The organism is Methanosphaerula subterraneus, assembly GCF_052055875.1.
GTDB classification, from domain to species: Archaea; Halobacteriota; Methanomicrobia; order Methanomicrobiales; family Methanospirillaceae; genus Methanosphaerula; species Methanosphaerula subterraneus.
Genome location: NZ_CP170508.1, coordinates 181,888 through 205,482, shown reverse-complemented (window position 1 = coordinate 205,482; position 23,595 = coordinate 181,888). Strand labels below are relative to the sequence as shown.

Sequence of the window (23,595 nt, the reverse complement as noted above, 5' to 3'; positions counted from 1 at the left end):
ATATCTCGGCGTATGTTCATCACATCTCGATCGTCGACGTTGTGGCTTATCAACAATCTGATCTTATGAGATCAGAAAAAAAGATGAAAAAAAGGGGGGGGTTCAGGTCATGTTGAAGAGCAGGACAATATCATTGAAGTCGATCTGTCCGTTGTGGTTGAAGTCGAATGCGCTGATCGGTTCATTGTCGGCGATCCAGTCCATCTGGTTGAAGAAGATCACCACGTCATTGAAGTCAAGGTTTCCGTTCCCGTTCAGATCCTCGTACAGCCCGTCATGGTTGATATCCGTCGGCATCGCAGTCTGCCCGGAAACAGGGATCACTCCACTGCTCACTGGCGGTGCGACCGTGATGAAACTGGTTTTGGTGACCGTCATCGCACCTCCGCTGTTTCTGACCATCAGGCTCACCGTGTAGGTGCCGGCGGTTGTGTAGAGGTGCACCGGATTCTGTTCTGTTGAACTGCTGCCGTCCCCGAACTGCCAGAACCAGCTCCCCGGCTGATTCAGCGAGCAGTCCGAGAACCGGACCTGGAGTGGAGCAGCCCCTGCAGTGGATTCCGCGGTGAAGTCTGCGATCGGAGTCGGGAGGGTTGCGACCACACAGGCAATCTTTGACGTATTTGTCACGCCGTACTGGTTGAAGACGGCCAACTGGACGGTATAGACCCCTTCATGGGTATAGGTGTGAACCGGGTTCTGCATCGTTGAGAAGCTCCCATCGCCAAACTGCCAGTAGTACCCAAGCGCCACTCCTCCAGTTGATGTATCGGTGAAGGTGACATCAAACGGCACGGTACCGACCTGCGGGGTGGATGTGAAGTCAGCAACCGGTTTGCCTGCAAGATGGATGTAGGCATCCTTTGTGACAGAGGTGGTGCCGTACGGGCTCGTGGCTGTCAGGGTGACCGTATAGTTCCCCCCCTTCTGGTAAAGGTGCACCGGATTCTTCTCAGTAGAGGTCGTTCCGTCGCCAAAGTCCCAGTACCAGCCGGTCTGACTGTTCGGCGTGGTGTCGGTGAACCTGATGGTCACTGGCGCTATACCGGAAGTGGCATCTGCACTGAAATCGGGGTTTGCAACGATATAATCAGTCTTGGTTTCGTGATCGCTGCTCCCTGGGAAGGAGGAGGTCAGCTGGATCGAGTACACCCCGGTGACCCCGTACAGGTGTTCCGGGTTCTGGAGCATTGAGGTACTGCCGTCTCCAAAGTTCCAGAGCCACCCTGATGGTGAACCGGACGAGTGATCGGTGAACTGGATGGTCTGGCCGGCAGTGATCGTCCGCGGTGTCGCCGTGAACCCGGCAAAGACCCCTTCACCTACCGTGATGACCTGGGTGGTGGAATTTGAGCCAAACTCATTCGAAACAGTCAGCGTGACCATCTGGATCCCGTCCCCCAGATACCGGTGCTGCGGGTTCTGCAGCGTGGAGGTACTGCCGTCCCCAAAGTTCCAGGACCAGTTCGCTGGTGATCCAATGGAGAGATCCGTGAATGAGACCTGGAGAGGTGCCGACCCGGTGAGGGGGGTCGCCTGGAACTGGGCCACGGGTGGATGGGTCGCTGGCGGGGTCGGGGTGACGTTCACCGTCGGGGTGGTATTGCGCGAATCGTCGGAACTCCAACTGAGCGAATAGGTGTTGCCAGCCCCCTCCTGGTTGATGATCGGGAGGGAGGAGTCACCATAGGCGGTGATATTGAAGGATGAATCGGTGACCGGGAGCTGGTAAGCATCCTCATCATAATACCACCCGAGCATCGACTGATAGTTCAGGTTGCCATGGATATTATTCTGTGAGAAATGGTTCAGTACAATATGATTGGCAAATGCGGACCAGAGCCCCCAGAACTGATTATCACTGGTTGTACAGTCGTTCAGAGTGATATCAGAAGCGGCCTTCACAATCTTCCAGCCATAGGTCGAACCGGTGTCTGTACAGCCATTGAAGACCACGTCCTTACCACCCTGCACAAAGTACCCGGCATTTTTATTGTTCTCGGAGATACAGTTGGTCAGCACTGCATTGAAATGGACAAAGTAACCTGAGAGAAAGGTATCATGGTAGGGGTACTGCTGCGGGTTTCGCTGACCATTATCTCTGCTGACACAGTCGGTCATGGTGATCCCTTTCTTGACCGTGGGCGGGGTCTTGTCCTCGCCCGGCTCAAAGTGGAACCCTGACTCCCAGTTATCCTCTGCAAGGCAGCCGATCAGCTGGACATCATAGAGATCATTGTCCTCCTGGATATCATACCCGGTGATCCACTCAGAAGGTGAACCGCCGGCCTCACCAAATCCACAGCGAATCGCCTGACAACCGATGAACCGTATATTTCTGGTCTCCCTTGGCAGGTTGATCGCGTTCATGTGGAACCCATGGGTCACCGAATCGACGGCTTTGCAGTTGATGAAGATCACATCTTCGAGGGTGCTTCCATCTCCCCAGAGATAGAACATCCCATCATTCCTGGTCGAATACCGCTTGCCATCAAGGCCGATGCTGGTCGCAGTCACATCCTGCACGATAACCTGGCTGGCGCGGATCGTCACGGCCCCCTGTCCGCGGATGGTGAAACCCCGGAGGGTGATCCCCGGGTTTCTGATACTGATCGAGAGGTAGGAGTTGAACTGGTTGAGCATCTCGATCACCGTACTCTCCTGTCCACTCCCCAGCAACTCCGATCCTGCGGTTGGATGGATCACATCAGAACAGTGAAAGGTGCCCTCAGTCAATTGCACCGTCCCGACCTCTGCAGGCAGGGCATTGAAGGCCGCATTGATCTCCACCTGGTCATTATATCCGTCACAGATAAAATTTGCAGTCGCCTTTGATGTTGCGCTGCTGTCACTGGCGGCCACGGTCAGCGTCTGTGCCGTCACAGGACAGACCAGCAGAAGAATCAGCGCGATACATCCAAGAACAACGAAAATCCCAGTTCCCACCCTACGACGAATTTCAGTTTCATTTATCATCCAGATCCCCCTCCCCTAGTATGTTTTTCTTATCACCCGGACTCCACGGTCCCCTCCACCGATGATCCAGACCAGCAGTAATAGTGGTGGCCACGCAGTATCGGTTCAGATAAAACCATGAGAGACATGTGTTGAAGATCTTCAGACCAGTGCGCCACAAACAGAACGCTTCCCCGGCTTTCAGGGAGGATCTGCAGGTAGTCACGATATCAATAATCAAGAGTTTTAGATCACGATGATAATTATAGATATGGATTCCGGCTCTATCAGAAAAATGGAGTAACCGAAAAATTACGTATTATTCTCAAGAACCCTGGAAAAAGCCGGACATATCAGGAGAGATATCCGGGGGATGTCTCCAGGGTCAGGGTATACCGGTCCACGTCCTGGCAGGCGATGATCATGTAGAACCGGTGATGTGACGTCTGCAGAATCCTGGTCATGGTGCCGGGATAGGAGAATTGCATACCAGTGAAAATGGTACCGGTATCGGCGTCGACGAGCACCATCTGAAATTGTGCACGCTCTGGATGGGTCTGTGCAGTGACCGTACAGTTGATCTTCCAGATGGGATAGGGAACAGTGAAATTATTGGTCAGCCCACCCCGCTTCTCCGAGAGATAGGCGAAGGCTATCGTATCATTGAACCTCCACGCCGGGTCCGATGAACCGTAAATGTTCATATTATCCGGCATCTGGTATCGCGGGAACAACCAGGGGGTCTCGGTGAACGTGAGATGCTGGAGATCGGACTGCTTCCCGGTCGGGGCGGAGATCACAATCGGAAGAGGGATCGTGGGTACAGTAGTCTGGTTTTGGGTATTATTGATCGGATTCATCGTTGGAACAGGCGTCTCCGTCACCTGCAGCACCCCGAATTGAGGCGGATGGATCACCAGTGAGATGACCAGCACAATCACCACCCCTGCCACAATCGTCAGGATATCTCGTCTGTCCACATTAACTATATTGCAGAGTCTCGCTGAAATGGATTTCTATATGGTCGGATGAACCCAAATGGGTCATTGAATGATGACAGATTATGATGTGCCTGCAATATCAAGGCGATCAGATATGCCAGAGTTTATATCATCTGATCCAGATATCAGTATAATATGGAGATCCCTGGCATCAGGACATGGATCATCTACTATCTGATCTCCTTTGTTGTGCTGTTATGGGCAGTTTTTCTCTCGGTACAGGGAACGATGCTCTGGATTAGCCTGATGCTGGTGATCATTGTTGTGGGGATGAACTTCTATACACTATCAGGCGAACTGAAGAGGCATGCCGCACGAAGGGCGATGATGAAGGAGATATCCCAGTTCAATGAGATCTCTGTCGAGACGCTCCCAAAAAAGTTGCCCTGATCAGGGGGCCTTTATGAAGACCTTCTGAATGGCATTGAAGGGTACAAAGAGTGGCTCAATCTCACGCCCCAGGTACTCGGTCTTCCCCATCACATAATAGCCTCCCTGGACCAGCGCAGTATGGAAGGTCCTGGCCAGATCATTCTTCTGCCCTTCAGTGAAGTAGATCGTAACATTTCTGCAGGTGACCAGATCCAGGTACCGCGCGATGGGAATCCCGGACATCAGATCCTGTTTGCTGAACCGGATCATCGCCTTGAGATGGGGTTTTACAGCGAAGGTACCATCCCCGAGATCGGTGAAATGCCGCCGGATCTGATTATCAGTCAGTTTATTCAGGGATTTCTGACTATAGATCCCTTCCTTTGCCCGGGAGAGGATCTGTTCGTCGATATCGGTGGCATAGATCATCCCGGACAGTTCGGTCCCGGAGGACGTGAGGTCATAGAGGATCATGGCAAGCGAGTAAGCCTCCTCACCTGATGAACAGCCGGCGCACCAGATCCTGATCTTCTTCCGCTCTGAAAGCACCGAGGGGATCAGCTCGCGCCTGATCAGTTCGAACACTTCAGCATCCCGAAAGAACTCGGTCACATTGATCGTCAGTGCGTTCCGAAGTTTTTCAGATTCTTCTGGATGCGACCGCAGGTAACGGAGGTACTCCTCATGCGTGGTCGTGTTGGTCGACCGCATCCGGGAGAGGAGGCGCCGCCTGATATACGCCTCCTTGTAGTTCTCGCACTGGATATGAAGGGTCTGCTCTATCGCCTTCTTTAACGCCAGGAAATCATCCATGCCAGAACCTCTACTGGCTCACGAGCCGGCCCAGCACCTTCAGCATATCGATCCAGATGATCAGATCGGTCGTCTTTCCCCCCGCATCTTCACCCTTTGCCTTGATGATCCCTTTCACAAATCCGGAGATGTCTGATGAGGCATCATCCTTGATCTGCTCGATATCGGTCATCGGCACCTGGGTGACACTCTGGACATTGTCGACGATGATACCGACATTGACCCCCTCTGCAGCATCGGGAACGAGGACGATGATCTTCTGGTTCTGGTTAACCTCCTGTTCAGGGAGTCCCAGCAGTGTGTACAGGTTCAGAATATTGGTGATCTCCCCCCGGAGGTTGATGATCCCGGATATATACGGCGGAGAGCGGGGGATCGGGGTGATCGGGATCATCTCGACGATCTCACGTGCCAGCTGGATATCAAGCGCATATCGCTGACCAGCCATCTCAAATGCCACCACATCCACCATCGTGGTTGAAGCCTGTTTATTCTCTTTATTCTCTTCCATAGGTCTCCGCTCCTCTGTCTTCATGGGCATCTGCTGATCCGGCAGAGCAACCGCCGGCACCGGTATTTCGGGTTCAGGCATTATGTTCTGATCCGTCGCCGGCCCCACCTCTCCAGAGGAGGGAAGAGCGGGCGCTGGAGCCGGGGAATGAACAGGTGCGAGCCTGAGAGCTGCACTGTTCACGGCTCTCCGCACATCACCGAGCGGATCCTCCTCCTGGATCGCGAGTTGCGTGAAATTCTCGGTTCCAATGGTGGCAAGACCCTGCACGACCCCGGCGCTGCTCTCCTGCACCAGGGCAGAGTCCTTCACCTGGGCCGATATCTGTTCTTGTCCGGCCTGAGTAGATTCTCCGATCACCGTACGAACCCGATCGACAGCCGTGTTGAAATCTCCTTTCATCGCACCGAGAGGATCCCCTTCATCGATCTGCAGATGGTGGGTGAAGTCTCCGTCTGCCAGACGAGACATACCCAGTTTCAGGTCCTTTACACTCTGATCGAAGAGAGAACCGCGGCTCTCTGCTTCCTCTTCGAGCGTCCGGATCGTCTTCTCCTGATTCTTCTCGTGCGTATGGTCATTGAAGAAGACCAGCAGGTTAGTCAGTGCTCCCTGGTCAGTTCGGAGCGGGAAGCAGTACCGTTCCAGTTCATGAAGACCGCTGACAAACTCCATCGTCACCTCCCCGAAGGCCCCCTCGTTCTGCTGCATGATCTCCTCAATCCTGAGCCCGGTCTCCGATAGCAGGGGGAATGCAGAGATGTTCATACCCGAAAGGGTCTCCTGATTGTATCCGCTGAGCTGGACAAAGGCATCATTGGCAGAGACGATAACGGCTGAGGTATCGAGGAGCAGAATGGGGATCGGCGTCTCACGCATCAGGACATCGATCAATTGTTTCTGCTGATGAACGGTGCTGAAGAGTTCACCGACCTGATGCTCGCCCTCTCTCAGAGGTGAGATGTCCTCAAGTGCACAGAGGATGATCATCCCCCGGGGAAGGCCTTCACCAGGCTGTTCGGCCAGCAGAATCAGGTCCTCTTTGAGAAGATGAAGGCCGGTTGGAAATTCAACCGATATCTCGCGAGAGATCCGCCGCTGATCGGGGGATAAGGCAGCTCCCGCCGTGAGTGCAGTTAAGTTGGGGTACTCGCTGAGTCTGACCGTCAGCAGATGCTCCCGGCTGTACCCGCTCATTTCACAAAAGGCAGGGTTGACATCGAGGACGGCATCGGTTCCGTCGATGATCATAACCGGTGTTGGAAGACCGTGCACCAGGTTTTGGTACTGGTGCTGTTGCCGCTCAATCTCCTCTGATAGGGATTTTCGTGCCAGTTCCTCCTGTTTCAACGTAGTCTGATCGGTATAGATCACCTGCAGCGCCTCAACTGCCCCGGACCGGTCCAGGATGGGAACCGCATACTGTTTCAACGTCTTTGTCCCGGCAGGCAGGTCGATCGTGATCTCCGCCTCCACCGGCAGGCGCTGACGGATGGCCGTAGCCAGGCCGTCACCCTTCCGCTCACGCTCTGCAATGACCGAGACCTGGTGCCGGATCAGCTGCGACCGCAGCAGTCCACTCATCTGGCAGAACGCACTGTTCGCTTCGATGATCGACAGGTCCGGAGAGACCAGCAGCACCGGCAGCGGGTGCTGCTGGATGATCATGGCGATGCGCTGCTGGAGATCCTCGATCTCTGCCTCCTTCTCTTTGAGCAGAGCAGGGTCTGGTCCCGGTTCCGGACTCATGGGCAGAGATGGGGCCTCGGTGAGTTGGAAGATCGCCGTATTGACCGCATCGACGAGCGGAGTATACGCGAGACCAAGATCTTCAGGGTGCAGCTTCGCTGGCCTGGCACCGGATAGCGCCCGGTTCAATGCACCGGTGATAGCGCTGATCAAACGTTCTGTCTCTGGATCAGGTCCCAGCACTGCCGATTTCAGGGCCGCTCCCTCAGCAGGGGACGGTACCGTCGTCCTCTTCTGTGCTGAGGTTCCTGTGAACAATGCTCTTCTGCCCGGTCGTTCCGCCATATCAATAACCCCTCCTCACTTTCTGGTTCTTCCTGGATGTACGTTGTTCCATTCCAATTCACTCCAACCGGAACTGACTGACCAGACCCTTCACATGGTCCGACATCGTGGAGAGCTCACCCGCTGCACTCGAGATCTCCTCGGTGGACGCACTCGTCTCTTCGGCGAGGGCGGCCAGGTCCTCCATCATTCCGAGGTTCTCCTTGACATTGCCGGCAGACATCTCGATCCCTTCCATCACCCGGTTGGTCGCCTCTGCCTGGTCTCCTGTCGCCCGGGAGATCTCGCTGATCCCCTCCACCAGTTTGTCAGCTTCAGTGGTGATCCGGTCCAAAACATCGATCGTCTTTCCGACGCTCTCGATGCCGACCTTGATCTCATTGTACGATGTCTGCATCGAGGAGGCAGTCCTGTCAGAGTTTTCCTGGATCGACGCGATCAGGTCCTCGATCTGTTGGCTCGCCTTCCTCGACTCGCTGGCCAGGTTCTTGACCTCGCCAGCCACGACGGCAAATCCACGACCGTGTTCCCCGGCGCGAGCCGCTTCGATGGCCGCATTCAGCGCCAGCAGGTTGGTCTGGTTGGCAATATCTGCGATCAGGTTCACGATCTTTGTTATCTGATGCATCTGTTCGTTGAGCTGGTTGATCTCACGCACGCTCTGCTCAGAGATCTCCTCCACCACCTTCATCTTCTCTGTGGCATCCTTTCCGAGGCCGGCGGCCCGGTTCCCTTCCTGCGCAACCCTCGAAGCCAGATCCCGGACCGTCTGGGAGGTGCTGGCGATCTCTTCAATAGATGCAGAGAGATCGCCGACCTCGCTGCTTATCCCCTCGATACGTTCGAGTTGATCCCTGGCAGCCTCTGTACTCTTCTGGGTTGCAACAGCGACCTGCTCGACAGCCCGGGCAATCTCTTCAGTGGACCTGCTGGTATCCGCGACGGTCAGATTCAACTGGACCATCGACCCCCTGATATCAGCGATGACATTCTGGATCGCCTTGATGGCATCGTTATAATCCACTTTGACCGAAGTCAGGGGGTCGCCGTCCCCGATGGAGACGATATGCGTCAGATCCCTGGAGGCAATCATGGACATGCACTCCTCAAGGTCGACACAGCTCTTCGAGAGTCGGTCGGCTTTCTGCTTCGACTCCTCCATCATTGCCTGGATCTCCTGCTCCTGTGCACGCTGGGTGGTCACATCGTTGTATACGATCAGGATATTGATCAGGGAACCGTCATTGTCGAGGATTGGAATACCGTACTGTTCGAGAATCCGGACGCCGGTCGGAAACTCGACCGTGACCTCGCCGGTGGCCCGCTGGTGCTCCTTGACCACACGCCCCAGTCCCTCTCCCTTCTGATCGCGGACCTTGAAGTCCCGGGCGTTCATCCGCTGCAGACGATTCCGATCGATGCCGGCCAGTTTCACGTAGGCATCGTTGGTGACGACGATGTTGAAGCTGGAGTCGGTCAGCATGATCGGCATCGGATTCTCCTGCACGATCGTATCGGACTGCTGCTTCAACTGGGTGATCTGGATCATCTCCTGCCGTTCTTCGGTCACATCATTGTATACGATCAGCATCCGGGTCAGATCGCCGGCTGTGGTGAAGATCGGGATGCCATGCTGCTCGAGAGTCTTTCTGCCAGTCGGGAAGTTGACGACCAGCTCACCATAGGTCCGCTGTTTCTTCTGGAACAGTTCGCGCAATCCATCCCCACTATGTTCGACAACATCAAGATCGGTGGCGGACATCCTGAGCAGGTGCTCTCTCTCGATACCCGTCAGTTTCACATAGGCATCGTTGGTGACGATGATATGGAACGCCGGATCCAGCAGAATGATCGGCATCGGGTTCTCCTGCACGATCGTATCGGTCTGGTGCTGGAGTTCGCGGATCTCCGTCAGATGCTGTACAAGTTCCTCCTCGCCGCTCTTCCGGTCGAGATAGGTCTTGAGCATGTCGGAGAGCGAGTTGATCAGGTTCCGCTCCTCGGCAAGGAACGGTCCCTCGGCCTCGGCCGGCATCTCTTCAAGGTACACGACCTCGATGACACCCTCCTTTCCATCCTTCACATTGAAACGGGCCGACTGAGACCAGGGGGTGGAACGATAATTCCGGGTTCTGACGTCGATCTCGCCCACCGTGATCCTGGCCGCGGTCACCTCGGGGTACTGCCATCCGGGCGGAATCAGGTCCACGACTTTTGAGAGGACCTCGCCGGTGGTGTGAAGATCGTCCTGGATCAACGTGGCCGTCGAGTAGAAGAGGGTCTGTTCCTTGACCCGCTCCCCATAATCATGGAGCAGGTCTTCCTGCTCTTTGATCCTCTCTGCAAGGTGCTCCTCGCCGCTCTTCCGGTCGAGATAGGTCTTGAGCATGTCGGAGAGCGAGTTGATCAGGTTCCGTTCTTCTGCAAGGAACGGTCCCTCGGCCTCGGCCGGCATCTCTTCAAGGTACACGACCTCGATGACACCCACTTCACCATTCTTCACGTTGAACCGGACCGACTGTGACCAGGAGGTGTGCCGGTAGTTCCGGGTCCTGACGTCGATCTCACCCACCGTGATCCTGGCCGCAGTCACCTCGGGGTACTGCCATCCGGGCGGGATCAGATCCACAACCTCAGAAAGGACCTGCTCGGGGGTCAGTGAATCATCCTGGATTAATGCAGCCGTGGCATAGAATAATTTCTGCTCCTTGACCCGTTCGCCATAATCATGGAGCAGTTTCTGCTTTATCTGCTCGGTCTCCTGTTCTGCCCTGACCCTGCGGGTGATACTCTTGAAGATGAAGACCAGCGTACTGACCGCTGTACCATCTTCACGTACTGGAATACAGTACTGTTCCAGGATCTGCACCCCTGCAGGGAACGTGATAGTGACCGTTCCGATCGTTCTACGTCCCTGTGTGAGGGCTTCACGGGCTCCTTCCCCCTCCTGTGCAGAGAGCATGAAGTCCTGGATCTTCATTCCGATCAATTTTTTTTGAGAGATCCCACTCATATCAGAGAACGCTTCATTACCTTTCAGAATCTCAAATTCTCGATCGGTGATCAGAATCGGGAGAGGACTCAGCGAAAAAAAAGTCGTCCACTGAGAGGCGGCTGTGCTGAGGTTTGAAGAATGTTCGATAACGGTGTTCACCAGCGTGGCCACCGGACGCAGGTCAGCATTGACCTTCTTCTCATCCACCCGCACCGAATAGTTCTCTGTCTTTACCTCTTTCAGAACCCTCTGAATCTCAGTCATCTCCATCTCATCACCTCGTCTGCAATCTTTTTGTACGCCCGCGTCGCTTCCGTATCCGGTGCAAACTGGGAGAGAGGAAGTCCACGTTGTTGCGCTTCGTAGATCTCTGACTGGAATGGAACGGTATAGACCAGTCTGAACTTCTTTCTGACCATCATTTCCATTCTGAGCATCCGCTCACGCTCCTGCTCCTTCTCTCTCGTATTCTTAACCAGATCCGACGCAGGCACAGGTTCCTGTACCTTGAAAAGCCTCCTGACAAGAGAAGTGAAAAAACCGGTTTCCCTCTCCACGACCGCCGGTTCCGGAGTATCAGACTGCCACCTGGTCAGTATGGCCATCTCCGGGCTTACACGTTTTCCTACCATGCTCTCAATATCAGAGAAGATCGCTTCAAGGGCATCGATCCCACGGAGTGCAAAGATCCCTGCATCGAGGGTGATGATGATGTGATCTGCAGCAACCAGACCGTTGATGACAAACTGGCCCATACTCGGCGGGGTATCGATCAGGACATAATCATACGCACCTGCCACCGGGACGAGCAACTCCCTAAGGACAGTTGCACGTTCATCAAGGGTGTACAGGGACGGCTCGACGCCAACAAGATCCAGATTCGAAGGGGCGAGGTCGATCCCTGATTCGGTCGGGATGATGATATCGCGCAGCAGCACCTCCGGGAACCCCTCGAAGATGCCCATAAAGACATCATACATGTTCTGCTTCTGCGAGTCAGGAAAGACGCCCAACCCCATCGTAGCATTTGCCTGGGGATCACAGTCAACGACCAGCACTTTCTTCCCGGCGTCGACAAGCACGCCGGCAATATTCAGACACGACGTCGTCTTACCAGTGCCACCCTTATGGTGAGAGAATGCGATGACCGGCATGATACCACCTAGTAAGGTGTAAGTGCCCGAAGGTTATATAAGGTGTATATCTGCATCATCAAAGATTTCAGTCATTTACATGAGAACAGAGCGATACTATCGATTCGTTCTGGATCAGTGATCAGACAGAAAGGAGTGTTGAAAGGTGGTATCAGGATCGCTGGTCTGCACTGATGACCTGATTCAGTGCAATTACCAGGTCATTGATACTGTAGGGTTTGGGGACTACACCACTGAATCCATACGCCCTGAAGTCTGCCATGATGGGATCGTTGGAGTACCCGCTCGATACGATAGCTGCTACGGTGGGGTCGACCGCCTGGAGGGTGGTGATCGCCTCTTTTCCTCCCATTCCCCCAGGGATCGTCAGGTCCATGATCACCACGTCAAACCGCTGACCTGCCTCGAGAGCCTCACGATAGGCGATGATCGCCTCAGATCCATCCCGGGCGCAGACCACTTCAAATCCACGGCGTTTGAGCATCTGACTCATCACATCAAGGATACTCTCCTCGTCATCCATCAGCAGTACCCGGCCTGAACCCATGACCCTCCCTTCCTGCTTCTTCTCCACCTGACCAGCTCCACCCAATTCTGCAGGTACTTCTGTGGCCGGAAGATATATGGTGATCGTTGCTCTCACCCCACTGGGAAAAGAGACTGGAGCCGGCCTCTCTATGAGGGTATGATCGAATGGTCTGGCCGCAGACTCTCACAAGAGGTTATTATCGGTTTACGATATGAGTTGCTTCCCAGTCAGATCGGAGAGGGAGAGAACCGAGATCCCGGTCCTGGGAACGAGCGATACAGAGGTTATGACCAGACGCTCCGGCCCCTTTCGTGGGACGAAATGAACCTGGTACCGGGCTGGAACATTCGCCTGACAATGGCGCCGCTTCAGGTGATATCTGAGCATCTGATCGAGATCTTCGCTGGCGAAGAAGCGTTCGAATGTTAGATGACCTTCAATTTCGTTTCTGCTGTACACTGCCAGTTCCTCAAAGGCGGAGTTCACCGCCGAGATGATCAGATCATCCCTGATACAACAGGCAGGATCACGTGCATGTGAAAGAAAGGTTCGCTGCACATCAACAGGGATATCAGCCCCGACCTGTTCAACCGGCGGGAGTGTGGGTCTGATCCGAGGAGGATGATTTCCAAGGGCAAGGTTTACTACCGCTTTGAGATCCTGTTCACCAAACGGTTTGATCAGGTACCCATCAGGGAGCGTATTCATGGCTCGCTGTATCGTCTCGTCATCCACCAGAGCCGTCAGATAAACAACAGCCACCGGGATCTCTTTCCTGAGTGCTGTAACCACCTCGATCCCGTCCATCTTCCCCTTGAGATGGATATCCACCAGGATGAGGTCCGGACGGTGCTGGGAGACCGAACTGAGCGCCTCTCTCCCGGTTGAGACGGTCTCTGTAACCTGATAGCCAAACCTGTGGAGCTGCCGCTCTATCGACATGGCAATGATCGCCTCATCCTCCACGATCAGTACGGATGCCCGGTCCATCTCACCCACTCATGACAGTGATATTCATCCAACCCGCCATCAGTCTCCTCAGTTACTCCCGAGCCGGCGAAGCGTCGACCGGTCACGGGTTCCGGGCATGGCATAGTCGACCCACATCAACTCCACGTACAGACCATCCACCTTCAGTCCACCCACGAGGTACCCAGTCAGGTCTCCAGGAGTACCACTGGCCAGTGCACGCATCGCCTCTGTCATAACAACTTCACCTTCGAGACCTGCTGTAGACTCTGGGAATTCATGGCAGAGTCCTGCAGATCTTCAGCCACGCTTACCGGCTGATTCATCGGAAGGGTAAATCTGAAGACCGTTCCCCCAAGGGGACTGCTCTCCGCCCAGATCACTCCGCCATGGAGGTGAACGATCCGCTGCACCATGGCGAGACCGATCCCGGTACCGGGATAATCATTCATGGGATGAAGCCGGTGGAACGGCGCAAACAGGTGTCCGGCCTGCGCCATATCAAAGCCGGCGCCATTGTCCCGGACCCCAAAGACCCACGTATCTCTCTGGAGTTCAGAAAAAACCTGGATCTCTGCATCGACAGTCTTTCCAGTGAATTTCCACGCATTTTCGATCAGATTCCAGTAGACACTCCAGAGCAGCGAACGATCTCCTGTGGCCACGATGCCAGGCTGTACCCGGACCCTGACCTTCCGTTCCGGATAGGTCAGCGCCAGTTCATCAAGGATATCACCTGCCATCCTGCTCACATCAACCGGTTCGTACTGGGGTTTGGTCCTGCTCAACTGAGAGAGGGACAGAAGGTCGATGATCATATCATCCATCTTCTGTGCAGCCATCTGGATCCGGGACAGGTACGTCGTTCCGGCTTCGCCGAGTTGATCACGACAGATATCGAGGAGGATCGAAGAATAGCCATCGATGGTTCGAAGCGGGGCCCTGAGATCGTGAGAGACCGAGTACCCAAACGCTTCCAGTTCCCGGTTTGTTGCGGCGAGTTGCGCCTGTCGATTCTTCAACTGCCGCTCCACCCTGTGCCTGGAGAGAACCAGTTTGATCGATGAATGAAGGTCTCGTTCACCAAACGGCTTGACCAGGTAGCCATATGCCCCGGTCTCGACTGCCCGTCCAATCGTCTCATCATCGGCATAGGCGGTCAGATAGATCACCGGAATATCATACTGTTTCTGGATGATCTGTGCAGTATCGATCCCATCCATCTCACCGTGCAGGTGAATATCCATCAGGATGAGATCCGGTGCCCGCTGCTTGACGGCAGCAACTGCATCTTCCCCTGTTGCCACCGTCCCGGTGACAGTAAAATGAAGGTTCTTCAACCTTTTTTCAATGGAAAGGGCGACGATCGCCTCATCCTCCACAATCAGCACCGACTCATCTGCCATATGGTTTTCTCTCCAAATACGCAAACACCCACAGGTGATCATCCAGAGAAGATCCAGGGCCCTCCAGTTTCATATCACAGAGTAACGAGAGCACCCCACTTCAAGGCGGCCAGGTGACCAGTTTGATCTCATGAGGCGATAAGAGAGGAGATCACGGGGCCGGGTTGGATCTGAGGGGATGTTTCTCTGTCAGAGATGGGATGACCAGGAGGCTCCTATGACGGATCTCCTGGCGTCGCATCTGTTCTCAACTCGATAATCTGTTCTTTTAGGAGCGTATTAATGCTGTGATCTTGATCGCACGCCCAGAATGAATATTTGAAATGGTGCCAATTCCAGCCGGATATGACAACCGGATCGGTCAGGAGCATCCCACTGCAGCACCTTCCCTTTCCACGTTGTTCCTGCCGTCCGGCCATCTGTTCCTGATCAACGTTGGGAACCGAGGGTTCTACAGGGTATGATGGATCGAACCGAGCAGGTATCTGATGTCGATCCATATGATCAATTCAGTGATCTCCTTCTCCTTCACCTTGGTCTTCTTCTTGATGATCCCGATGATGGTGGTGTCCTCTGTTGTGGTCATCCGGGTCTTGTCGACCTGGGTGAGTGAAAACGTCGAAACCGATGAGACATCATCGACCATGATCCCGATCTTGGACCTGGTGATCCGGTCATCGAGAACGATGATCCGGCACTCTTCGTCTCGGACTTCATTATCAGCCGGGATATTCATCTGCTGTTTCAGGTCGATGATCGTAGTGATCTCACCACGAAGGTCGATGATCCCCTTGATGTAGGAGGGGGTGTTCGGGAGTTTGGTGATATTGGTATACTCCACCACTTCCCGCACATCAAAGAGGTCGATGGCGAAGTGCTCCCTGCCGAGGAGAAACTCGACCACCTGAACATCACCTGACCGTGCACCACTCTCCTCCCTTGCCAGGTGTGGCGAGAGGATGGTTTGGGGCTCTACCGAAGATTCCGTCATCCGTTCGTCCCCATCATACCGTGAACTTGCTCATCTCCGTGGAGACGGTATCGGCGATCACATTCACATTCTCAACGATCTTCCTGACCTCATCGATCGCAGCCGAGGTCTCTTCGCTGGCAGCAGCAGAGTCCCCCGCTTCACTGGCTGTTCCTTCAACCAGGCTGCCGACTTCATGGACACTGGCCGTGATCTCCTCGACGGTGGCGGCCTGCTCTTCGGAGGCGCTCGCAACCTCTTCGACGGATCTCGTGATCTTCTCGATATCCCCAACGATCTTATTGAAGACATTCAGGGTCTCGGAGAGGACCGCCGATCCCTCGCGGACCTCCTTTGATGCGGAGGCCGTGGCCACTGCTGCCTTCTCCGACTTGGTCTTGAGTCCCCCGATCATCTCGGCGATCGATTCTGCAGAGGTTCTCGACTCCTGGGCCAGGGACTTCACCTCTGCGGCGACCACGGCAAAACCACGGCCGGCATCGCCCGCCCGGGCCGCTTCGATGGCCGCGTTCAGGGCGAGCAGGTTGGTCTGGCTGGCCAGGTCGGAGATCAGGCCGACGATCTTTCCGATCTTGTCCATCTCGGCCTTGATCTCGCCGATGATCTGGTCCACTTCCGTGGTTGAACGGGTGATTCCGACCATCCCGTCCTCGGCCTTCCGGGCGAGTTCAGCGCCGTCCTTGGAGAGCGTGTTCGCATTGTTCGCAAGGGTGGCAACAGCCTCCGTGTTGGCGGTCACCTCCTCAACAGCGGCAGAGAGGTCCTCCATCGCTTTGAGCACCTGTTCGAGCCCATGACTCCCCTTCTCTGCATTGGAACTGACCTTGCCGGCGTTATCAGCGACCTGCTGCGCCCCTGAGACCACCTCCTCGACGCTGGCGGCTGCCTCCTCTGCCGAGGCTGCCAGGTCGGTCACCTGAGTATTGATCGATCTGACCGCGTTCGTCACCGAGATCCCGATACTGTCCAGCGCATCCTTAATCCTGACAAAATCTCCTGCAACCCTCATGTTCGGATCAAACCGGGCAGTGAAGTTGTACCGGGCGAACTCGTTCGCGATCCGCAGCGCTTCATTGACGGGTTCGATAACCGCATCGAGGGTCTGATTAACCCCCTCGACGATCTTTCGATATTCACCGTCGTGCCGCGAGGCGTCGGCCCGTGTCTCAAGCCGCCCTTCGACGGCCGCCCTGGCGAGCATCCCCGCATCTTCGGTCAGCATCTGCAGGTGTTCGAGTGTCCGAACAAATCCCGGGACCACCCGGTCCTGCTCTGATCTCCTGCCGATGGTGCGGTATTCCTGGTACTCGCTGAGGTCGCCTGCACCGATCTTTTCGATCGAGCCGGCGATATGATTGACCCGCTCCCGGACCGTATTGACATGGGTCTTGACTTCCCCGAAGAGGCCCAGGTAGTTCCCTTCCATTCCCTTACTGTGGTCGTTCACCGCCATCCGCTTGAGGGTCGCGTTCGCCTCGACCAGCCCCTCCAGGCCGTCGATGCAGGCGTTTAAGTTCTTATTCAGGTCCTTGAACTCGCCGTACGCCTCTGCAGTGATCCTCTCCGGGATGACGCCCATTCCGATCTTACTGACCGCATCGGATGCGATGCGCAGCCTGCGGATCAACTCATCGAGCGTGCCATTGAACCCTTCGATGATCCGTCTAAAGTCTCCCTTGTGCCGGGAAGCGTCCGCACGCATCGAGAGTTCCCCCCTTCCGGTTGATTCAGTGAGCAGGATACCGTCGTCGATCAGTGCACCGACCGCCTGCTGCACCTGCTGCAGGCTCTCGTTCATCTTCACAAAGTCATCATGCTCTGTCCGGGTGAACTCGTCGGCCGGCCTGACGGCCAGGTCGAAGTCAAGGTTTCCCTCTGCGAGCAGGGAGAGGTTCGTGACCATCCGGTTCACCTCGGCCCTGGTGAAGTCCCTGACCGCAATGATCGAGGTGAGGTCCTGCACAACTTCAACGTACCCAATCTGGGCACCTTTCTGGTCGCGGAGGTACGAGGTGGTCTGCTTGCAGCTCGCCCCACACCAGTCGAAGTAACTCTCGTTGATCCCCTTGTGCAACTGTCGGATCCCGCATCCTTCGGTGTTACAGATCGTTGCGTTGGCCGTGGAGCAGGGCATCCCCATACCTGAATCCCGGTCCTTAACATACCCCTGTTCGATCAACAACTTCTCAAAGGTCGTGTTGATCAGCGTCCACTTCATGTCCATGTCAATGACATGAATGGGGAATGGTACCGCATCGATGATCGATCTGTACCAGTTGTTCTTCTCGACGAAGATGTCGAGGAGGCTGTTGATACCTTCGGCCATCTTTTTGAAGTCCCCGGTGTGGAGGGAGAGATCGGTTCGTGCCGAAAGATCCCCGCTCTTCGCTTTCTCCTCGGCATTGAGAATATCGGCAACAGCTTTCTTCTGTTCGGTAATATTGGGGAAGTACTCGATCGCACCGATCACTCTGCCAGTACCGTCGGTCAGGGGTGCACCGGTCACATTAATGACCACATCCCCCATGGAGATCTCAACACCATAGGTGGTTCCCTTCTCCATCGCGACCCTGCACGGGCATCCCGGAGTGTTGCAGTTTGGAGATCTGTAGACGTCATTGCACTTCTTGCCGATGATCTCTTCCCGCTTCTTTCCGACCAGCGCTGCAGCAGCCTCGTTGGTATAGAGGATCGTATACTCCGTGTTGATCACATGCATCGGGACAGGGAGACGGTCAAGCCCCTGGATGAGGAGCGCCAGAGTGTCCCGGTCTGGCCCTAAAGAGCCTGATGGGACGTCCATTTTATCCTGGGACATATCAGGCACCTCTACCGAAAAATACCTGTTGCATATCAGATGTTCCTTCATAATACTTGTTCTGACCCGGGGCGGCTCCATCGACCCGGGACTCCCTCACTCCTCTGAATGATCTCATGACATCTCCCTCAAGTAGCACATCTGCTATGCACATGTGCATCAGATATTCAGTTCGTATGGGATATATTTAAAATACACTTATTGCATTGCATATTTGCCAAACGTAATGCAAGGCATAAATACCTGGAGCAGACCATATAAAATATAGAATGCCCGGAGGGCAGCGGGACGTGAAAAAAGGGATGATCCATACAAAACAGAACCTGACATCCATCAAGGAGGTCCTGAAGAAGAATCCTCGTGGGCTTTCCATAACAGATATCTCACGGGAGCTGAACCTGAACAGGAACTCCATAGCGAAATATGTCAACATGCTGATGGTATCAGGCGACGTTGAGATGAGATCATTCGCTGCCGCAAAGGTTTACTTCCTCTCTGACCGGGTACCGATCTCAACAATGCTCGATTACGCCTCAGATATGATCGTTGTGCTCAACAGCGAATTGAAGATTCTGCAGGCAAATGACAACTTTCTGACCTTCGCCGGGAAACAACCGCAACAACTGCACGGGCAATCACTCAGTTCCCTCAATCTGAACATTCTCAAGGAGACTCCATTGCTCAGCTGGATCGTCAGTGCATTGCACGGCGTGTCACACAACGATGAGATCGAATGGAATATCGAGGGGCGTACGATCTCATTTCAGATCAAACTGATCCCAACCGTCTTTGAGAACGGCAGTGCAGGAGTCACCCTGATCTTTGAGGATATCACCGAAAAGAAAGAGGCAGCAGCAGCCTTGGAACAGAGCGAAGCCCGGTACCGGGCCATCGTAGAGGAGCAGACCGAACTGATCTGCAGGTTTCTCCCTGACGGCACCCTGACCTTCGCAAACAACGCCTACTGTACCTTTTTCAACATGACAAAGGAGGAACTGGTCGGGCACTCCTTCAAACCGATCATGCTGAACAGTAAGCATGAGAGACTGAGCCATTTTGTCGACGACATCACACCAGAGAACCCGGTGCTGACACTGGAGGAACATGCCATTCCCCCGGATAATAAGGGAGATGCATGGATCCAATGGACCAATCGGGCACTCTACAACGATAAAGGAGTTACGGTCGAGTACCAGGCCGTCGGAAGGGATATCACAGAACTGAAACATATCGAAGAGCAACTCAAACAGGCCCTGAAGGAGAAGGAAAAACTGGTAGAATCGATTGGGAATAGAACACGGAGTTCATTTCAACTGATACAGAGCCTCGTCGATCTTCAGAGAGAGTACGGGTCCGGTGCTGTAGATCTCAGGATCCTCAGGGATACCCAGAACAGGATCACCGCCCTTGCCCTGATCCACGAGGTACTGGCAGAGTCCCCCGATCCAGAACAGGTCCAGATCAGGGAATATACCCAGAGACTGATTGAACTGATCTACTCCACCCACCTCATCGATGGAGAACAGATTGTGATCATTCAGAAGATCGAGGGCGGACTGATACAGACAGATGTCGCCGTTCCCTACGGTCTGATCCTCACAGAACTGCTGACCAATGCACTTCTGTGGGGATTCCCTGAGGGAAGGCGAGGCACGGTGACGATCGAACTGGGCCATCAGGACCGGTCGACGATCCTGACCATCAGCGACGATGGCGTGGGTCTCCCAGAAGAGATAGATCCCCACAATCCGGACTCACTCGGCCTCGATCTGGTGCATGCGCTGACCGAACAACTGGGTGGAACCCTGGATCTGCAGAGGGAAAACGGTACCTCGTTCCAGATCACCTTCCCGTGCCCGGCTCAGGATCACGGTCAAAAAACACCTCCCCTGATTTCAATCAGATCATTTTAATCCCACCACGGTGAACATACAGAGTGAATAATGTCTAAACGTCGCGCACCCCTCCTGATCCTGCTCGTCCTGGTGATACTGCTAACCCTTCTCTCCGGATGTATGACCACAGGATTCGGCACAATCTCCTATACTCCGGGTGCGCTCCACCTGAATGTCAGCGGTGCAGAGAACAGGACCGATGCCGTCCTGCAGGTGACGATCTTTGCTCTTCAGGATCTCCAGCAGCAGGAGATCTACAAACATGCAGATTATGTATCTGTGATGAAAGGGGAGAACAGTTTTACCGAGCCGGTGACCCTGGCTCCTGGGTCCTACCGAGTCTACCTGTACCTGACGTATGGCAATGAGCGAAAGGCTGCGGTGATCCGGGACTTAAAGGTCTGATCATGGATCAGCTCATTGCTGCAGCCAGAGGGGACATCCCGGCAGATCTCCTCTTCACCGACGCCGAGGTCTTCAATCCATTCACCTGTTCCTGGGAACTGACCTCATTTGGAGTGAAGGACGGGATCGTCCTGGGAACAGGTGCATACCGTGCCCATCAGGTCCATAGCCTGAAGAATGCCAGGGTCGTTCCCGGGCTGATCGATGCACATGTGCATATCGAGAGCTCCCTCCTGACCCCCCATGAATACGCTCACCTGGTCTCCAGCCACGGGACGACGACCGTGATCGCCGATCCCCATGAGATCGCCAATGTCCTGGGGAGTGCTGGGATCAGGTACATGCTCGCCGCACGGCCGGCTCTTTCGATCGACCTGTTGATCATGCTCCCCTCCTGTGTCCCGGCCACGCCTGACGACCAGGGAGGAGCCGTCCTGAATGCCGCGGATCTGAAACCATTTCTGGACATGGACGGCGTCATCGGCATCGGAGAGATGATGAACGTGCCAGGGGTCATCGGCAACGATCCGGAGGTCGCGCTGAAACGTGCACTCTCTCCTATCGTCGATGGCCATGCACCCCTCCTCTCCGACCACCCCCTGGATGCATACATCCTGGCAGGGATACAGAGCGACCATGAGTGCACCTCTGCAGGAGAGGCGAGAGAACGAATCAGCAGGGGGATGTACCTGTACCTCCGGGAGGGTTCCACCGAGCAGAATCTGAAGGCCCTGGCCGAAGTGGTCTCCGGGTGCACGGTGCCTCGCTGCTCGTTCGCCACCGACGACCGGCATGCCGACCTGCTGGCAAAGGCCGGCCATATCGATGACTGCATCAGAAAGGCGATCGAGTACGGCATCGATCCGGACGAGGCGATCCAGATGGCCACCCTTTCACCTGCGGAGCGGTTCAGGCTCACCGACCGGGGGGCACTTGCACCGGGCCGGCGGGCTGATTTCTGTGTATTAGGGAAAGGGTCGCCCTTCACCGTTCAGCAGACCTATCGGGGAGGAAGACCGGTCGATGCAGTCAACCGGGAGATGCCTCCGACGCCGCACCCGGTGAGGACCTACGCCTGCACCGTACCCAGCCCGAATGACCTGAAGATCAGGACCCATGGCCCCTGCAGGGTGATCGGCCTCGTCCCGGGACAGATCCTGACCGAATCACGGCTCCTGACTCCCGCGGCCGGCATCGTCCCCGACCTCGAAGAGGATCTGCTGAAGATCGTGGTCTGTGATGCCTATCGGGGATCCCGGTATGGTGTCGGCCTGGTACAGGGGTTCGGGTTTACGAGCGGGGCCATCGCGACGAGTGTCGCCCATGATGCGCACAATATCATCGCCGTGGGAACCTCTGATCAGGAGATCTGCAGGGCGGTCGACCTGGTGATCAGTGCGCATGGTGCACTCGCTGCCGTGCTCGGCGAGAGGACGGCGGTCCTCCCCCTGGAGTGTGCCGGGCTGATGTCAGTCCTCCCTTACCAGCAGGTGGTGGCAGACCTCGATATCATCAACGGCCTTGCTGCAGAAATGGGGGGGATTCGAGACCCGTTCATGTACCTCTCGTTCATGGGCCTGCCGGTGATCCCCCATCTTCGGATCACCCCGGGAGGGCTCTTCGATGTCGATATGCAGCACAGGGTTCCACTCGAATACATCGATGATGATGAATGGACCGATCAGAAGCCCGAAAGGAAAGCATAACCGATCAGGGCTTCTGGAACGTAGCCAGCACCTCGGCCCTGACCAGCGGTTCTCCCCGGATATGCATCGTCCAGCGGTGGGTGGTGATTGACTTCCGGATCATGTCAGAAAAGAGCGAGGCCACCTCTTCCTCACAGAAATAATGCGTCATGATCCCGTTTCCCCGGAGAAAAGTCTGTTCCTCCACAGGGGTCCCCTTTCCCGCCCTGAGATCCTCGCAGCTGAACCCCCGGAAGAAAAGGTGTCCGCCGGACCGGAGGAGATCGGTGCACCCGGCTGCGAGCTGCCCCCGATCGCTCGACCGGAGGTGCCCGGCTACATGGTACAGGATCACGGCATCAAACGAGCCGGCCCGAAACGGAAGAGAGCGGCCGTCGGCCACCAGCAGGTCTGCATAAAGTCCCTGCCTGAGTTGGGCCTTAGAAAGGCGGACGGCAGACGGCGAGAGGTCGAATGCCGTGACCTGTACCCCCCGGGCAGCCAGCGCTGCCAGCGTCTTCCCGTCACCACATCCGACCTCAAGTACACGCGTCCCTGCAGGGAAGGGAGGGATCCCCTGCGGATTCCCACCCCAGAGTCGACCTTTAGACCGATATTCCAGGTCCCATGCCACCAGCGGCCCGGCGGGTCCGGCCATATCCTCTTCACGATCAGGTTCTGCGGTCATACCGGTCGAGGGAGACCTCGTAGGTGTTCCTCTTCTCGATCGCCCGCTTTTCGACCAGGGCCTTCATCTGGGAGTAGGTGAGCCGGCTGATCGCTCTCCGAATCCGTTCCTCGAGCGCAGCAGCCTCAGTGGAAGGGATCTCGACCGCATCCAGCCCAGCAGCGGATTCGGCGTTGAAATCCCGTTCATAGACCCAGTCATCGGAGAGATCATCGTATCGTTCATAATACAGGCCGCATTCATCGGAGAGGGCCCTGATCAGCATGGCCGGATTTTCTTGGGTGTACCTGCCCTTTTGTGGAACAATCACCCAGAAACGTGCATCCATGGTACGATCAGTGCCGGGGATCGATATCAATCCATCCCAGGGACCG

The 23,595-nt window shown here is 55.4% G+C and carries 18 protein-coding genes; 4 read left to right on the top strand and 14 right to left on the bottom strand.

Translation table 11 applies throughout. The annotated features are described in order from the left end of the window. Nucleotides 1-102 precede the first annotated feature (102 nt). Together ACFKSJ_RS00900 and ACFKSJ_RS00895 are read right to left on the bottom strand one after the other, a co-directional pair. The gene (locus tag ACFKSJ_RS00900) at nt 103-2,946 is read right to left on the bottom strand and encodes a PKD domain-containing protein (RefSeq protein WP_440950401.1); all 2,844 of its coding nucleotides are present in this window, start codon (nt 2,944-2,946) and stop codon (nt 103-105) included. A 362-nt stretch (nt 2,947-3,308) separates the two neighbouring features. Beyond that, complete coding sequence (locus tag ACFKSJ_RS00895) at nt 3,309-3,935, bottom strand: hypothetical protein (protein WP_440950400.1); 627 nt, start codon at nt 3,933-3,935, stop codon at nt 3,309-3,311. A gap of 156 nt (nt 3,936-4,091) precedes the next feature. Between ACFKSJ_RS00895 and ACFKSJ_RS00890 the strand changes: the two genes are divergently transcribed. Next, nucleotides 4,092-4,346 carry a hypothetical protein gene (locus ACFKSJ_RS00890; RefSeq protein WP_440950399.1) on the top strand — a complete coding sequence of 85 codons (255 nt, stop codon included), beginning with the start codon at nt 4,092-4,094 and terminating at the stop codon, nt 4,344-4,346. Here the strand turns inward: ACFKSJ_RS00890 and ACFKSJ_RS00885 are convergent, their stop codons facing one another. From ACFKSJ_RS00885 to ACFKSJ_RS00840, 10 genes are all read right to left on the bottom strand, one after another. Beyond that, nucleotides 4,347-5,141: a CheR family methyltransferase gene (locus ACFKSJ_RS00885; RefSeq protein WP_440950398.1), complete on the bottom strand. Its 795-nt coding sequence runs from the start codon at nt 5,139-5,141 to the stop codon at nt 4,347-4,349. A gap of 10 nt (nt 5,142-5,151) precedes the next feature. Further along, a complete protein-coding gene (locus tag ACFKSJ_RS00880; RefSeq protein WP_440950397.1) occupies nt 5,152-7,686 on the bottom strand; it encodes a chemotaxis protein CheW in 2,535 nt (844 codons plus the stop codon). A 58-nt stretch (nt 7,687-7,744) separates the two neighbouring features. After that, nucleotides 7,745-10,951: a methyl-accepting chemotaxis protein gene (locus ACFKSJ_RS00875; RefSeq protein ID WP_440950396.1), complete on the bottom strand. Its 3,207-nt coding sequence runs from the start codon at nt 10,949-10,951 to the stop codon at nt 7,745-7,747. Continuing rightward, nucleotides 10,942-11,835, bottom strand: coding sequence for a ParA family protein (locus tag ACFKSJ_RS00870; protein ID WP_440950395.1), 894 nt, complete (start codon nt 11,833-11,835; stop codon nt 10,942-10,944). Before ACFKSJ_RS00870 ends, ACFKSJ_RS00875 begins: the two co-directional genes overlap by 10 nt. A gap of 151 nt (nt 11,836-11,986) precedes the next feature. Next, nucleotides 11,987-12,409 (bottom strand): response regulator, encoded by a 423-nt coding sequence (locus ACFKSJ_RS00865; RefSeq protein ID WP_440950394.1) that lies wholly within the window; start codon nt 12,407-12,409, stop codon nt 11,987-11,989. 159 nt (nt 12,410-12,568) lie between these two features. Continuing rightward, entirely contained in the window at nt 12,569-13,354 is a 786-nt protein-coding gene (locus tag ACFKSJ_RS00860) for a response regulator (protein WP_440950393.1), read from the bottom strand. A 48-nt stretch (nt 13,355-13,402) separates the two neighbouring features. Then, the gene (locus ACFKSJ_RS00855; RefSeq protein ID WP_440950392.1) at nt 13,403-13,570 is read right to left on the bottom strand and encodes a hypothetical protein; all 168 of its coding nucleotides are present in this window, start codon (nt 13,568-13,570) and stop codon (nt 13,403-13,405) included. Further along, a complete protein-coding gene (locus ACFKSJ_RS00850; RefSeq protein WP_440950391.1) occupies nt 13,567-14,739 on the bottom strand; it encodes a sensor histidine kinase in 1,173 nt (390 codons plus the stop codon). Before ACFKSJ_RS00850 ends, ACFKSJ_RS00855 begins: the two co-directional genes overlap by 4 nt. A gap of 451 nt (nt 14,740-15,190) precedes the next feature. Next, nucleotides 15,191-15,730 carry a chemotaxis protein CheW gene (locus tag ACFKSJ_RS00845; protein ID WP_440950390.1) on the bottom strand — a complete coding sequence of 180 codons (540 nt, stop codon included), beginning with the start codon at nt 15,728-15,730 and terminating at the stop codon, nt 15,191-15,193. A gap of 13 nt (nt 15,731-15,743) precedes the next feature. Continuing rightward, the gene (locus ACFKSJ_RS00840) at nt 15,744-18,548 is read right to left on the bottom strand and encodes a methyl-accepting chemotaxis protein (protein WP_440950389.1); all 2,805 of its coding nucleotides are present in this window, start codon (nt 18,546-18,548) and stop codon (nt 15,744-15,746) included. A 269-nt stretch (nt 18,549-18,817) separates the two neighbouring features. Between ACFKSJ_RS00840 and ACFKSJ_RS00835 the strand changes: the two genes are divergently transcribed. The 3 genes from ACFKSJ_RS00835 to ade are packed head-to-tail and all read left to right on the top strand — an operon-like array spanning nt 18,818 to nt 22,554. Next, entirely contained in the window at nt 18,818-20,461 is a 1,644-nt protein-coding gene (locus tag ACFKSJ_RS00835) for a sensor histidine kinase (protein WP_440950388.1), read from the top strand. Nucleotides 20,462-20,491: 30 nt separating this feature from the next. Continuing rightward, entirely contained in the window at nt 20,492-20,848 is a 357-nt protein-coding gene (locus tag ACFKSJ_RS00830; RefSeq protein ID WP_440950387.1) for a hypothetical protein, read from the top strand. A gap of 2 nt (nt 20,849-20,850) precedes the next feature. Then, a complete protein-coding gene (gene ade / locus ACFKSJ_RS00825) occupies nt 20,851-22,554 on the top strand; it encodes an adenine deaminase (RefSeq protein WP_440950386.1) in 1,704 nt (567 codons plus the stop codon). Between the two features lie 4 nt (nt 22,555-22,558). Here the strand turns inward: ade and ACFKSJ_RS00820 are convergent, their stop codons facing one another. Continuing rightward, complete coding sequence (locus tag ACFKSJ_RS00820; protein WP_440950385.1) at nt 22,559-23,221, bottom strand: class I SAM-dependent methyltransferase; 663 nt, start codon at nt 23,219-23,221, stop codon at nt 22,559-22,561. Continuing rightward, complete coding sequence (locus ACFKSJ_RS00815; protein WP_440950384.1) at nt 23,205-23,549, bottom strand: hypothetical protein; 345 nt, start codon at nt 23,547-23,549, stop codon at nt 23,205-23,207. Before ACFKSJ_RS00815 ends, ACFKSJ_RS00820 begins: the two co-directional genes overlap by 17 nt. Between the last annotated feature and the right edge of the window lie 46 nt (nt 23,550-23,595).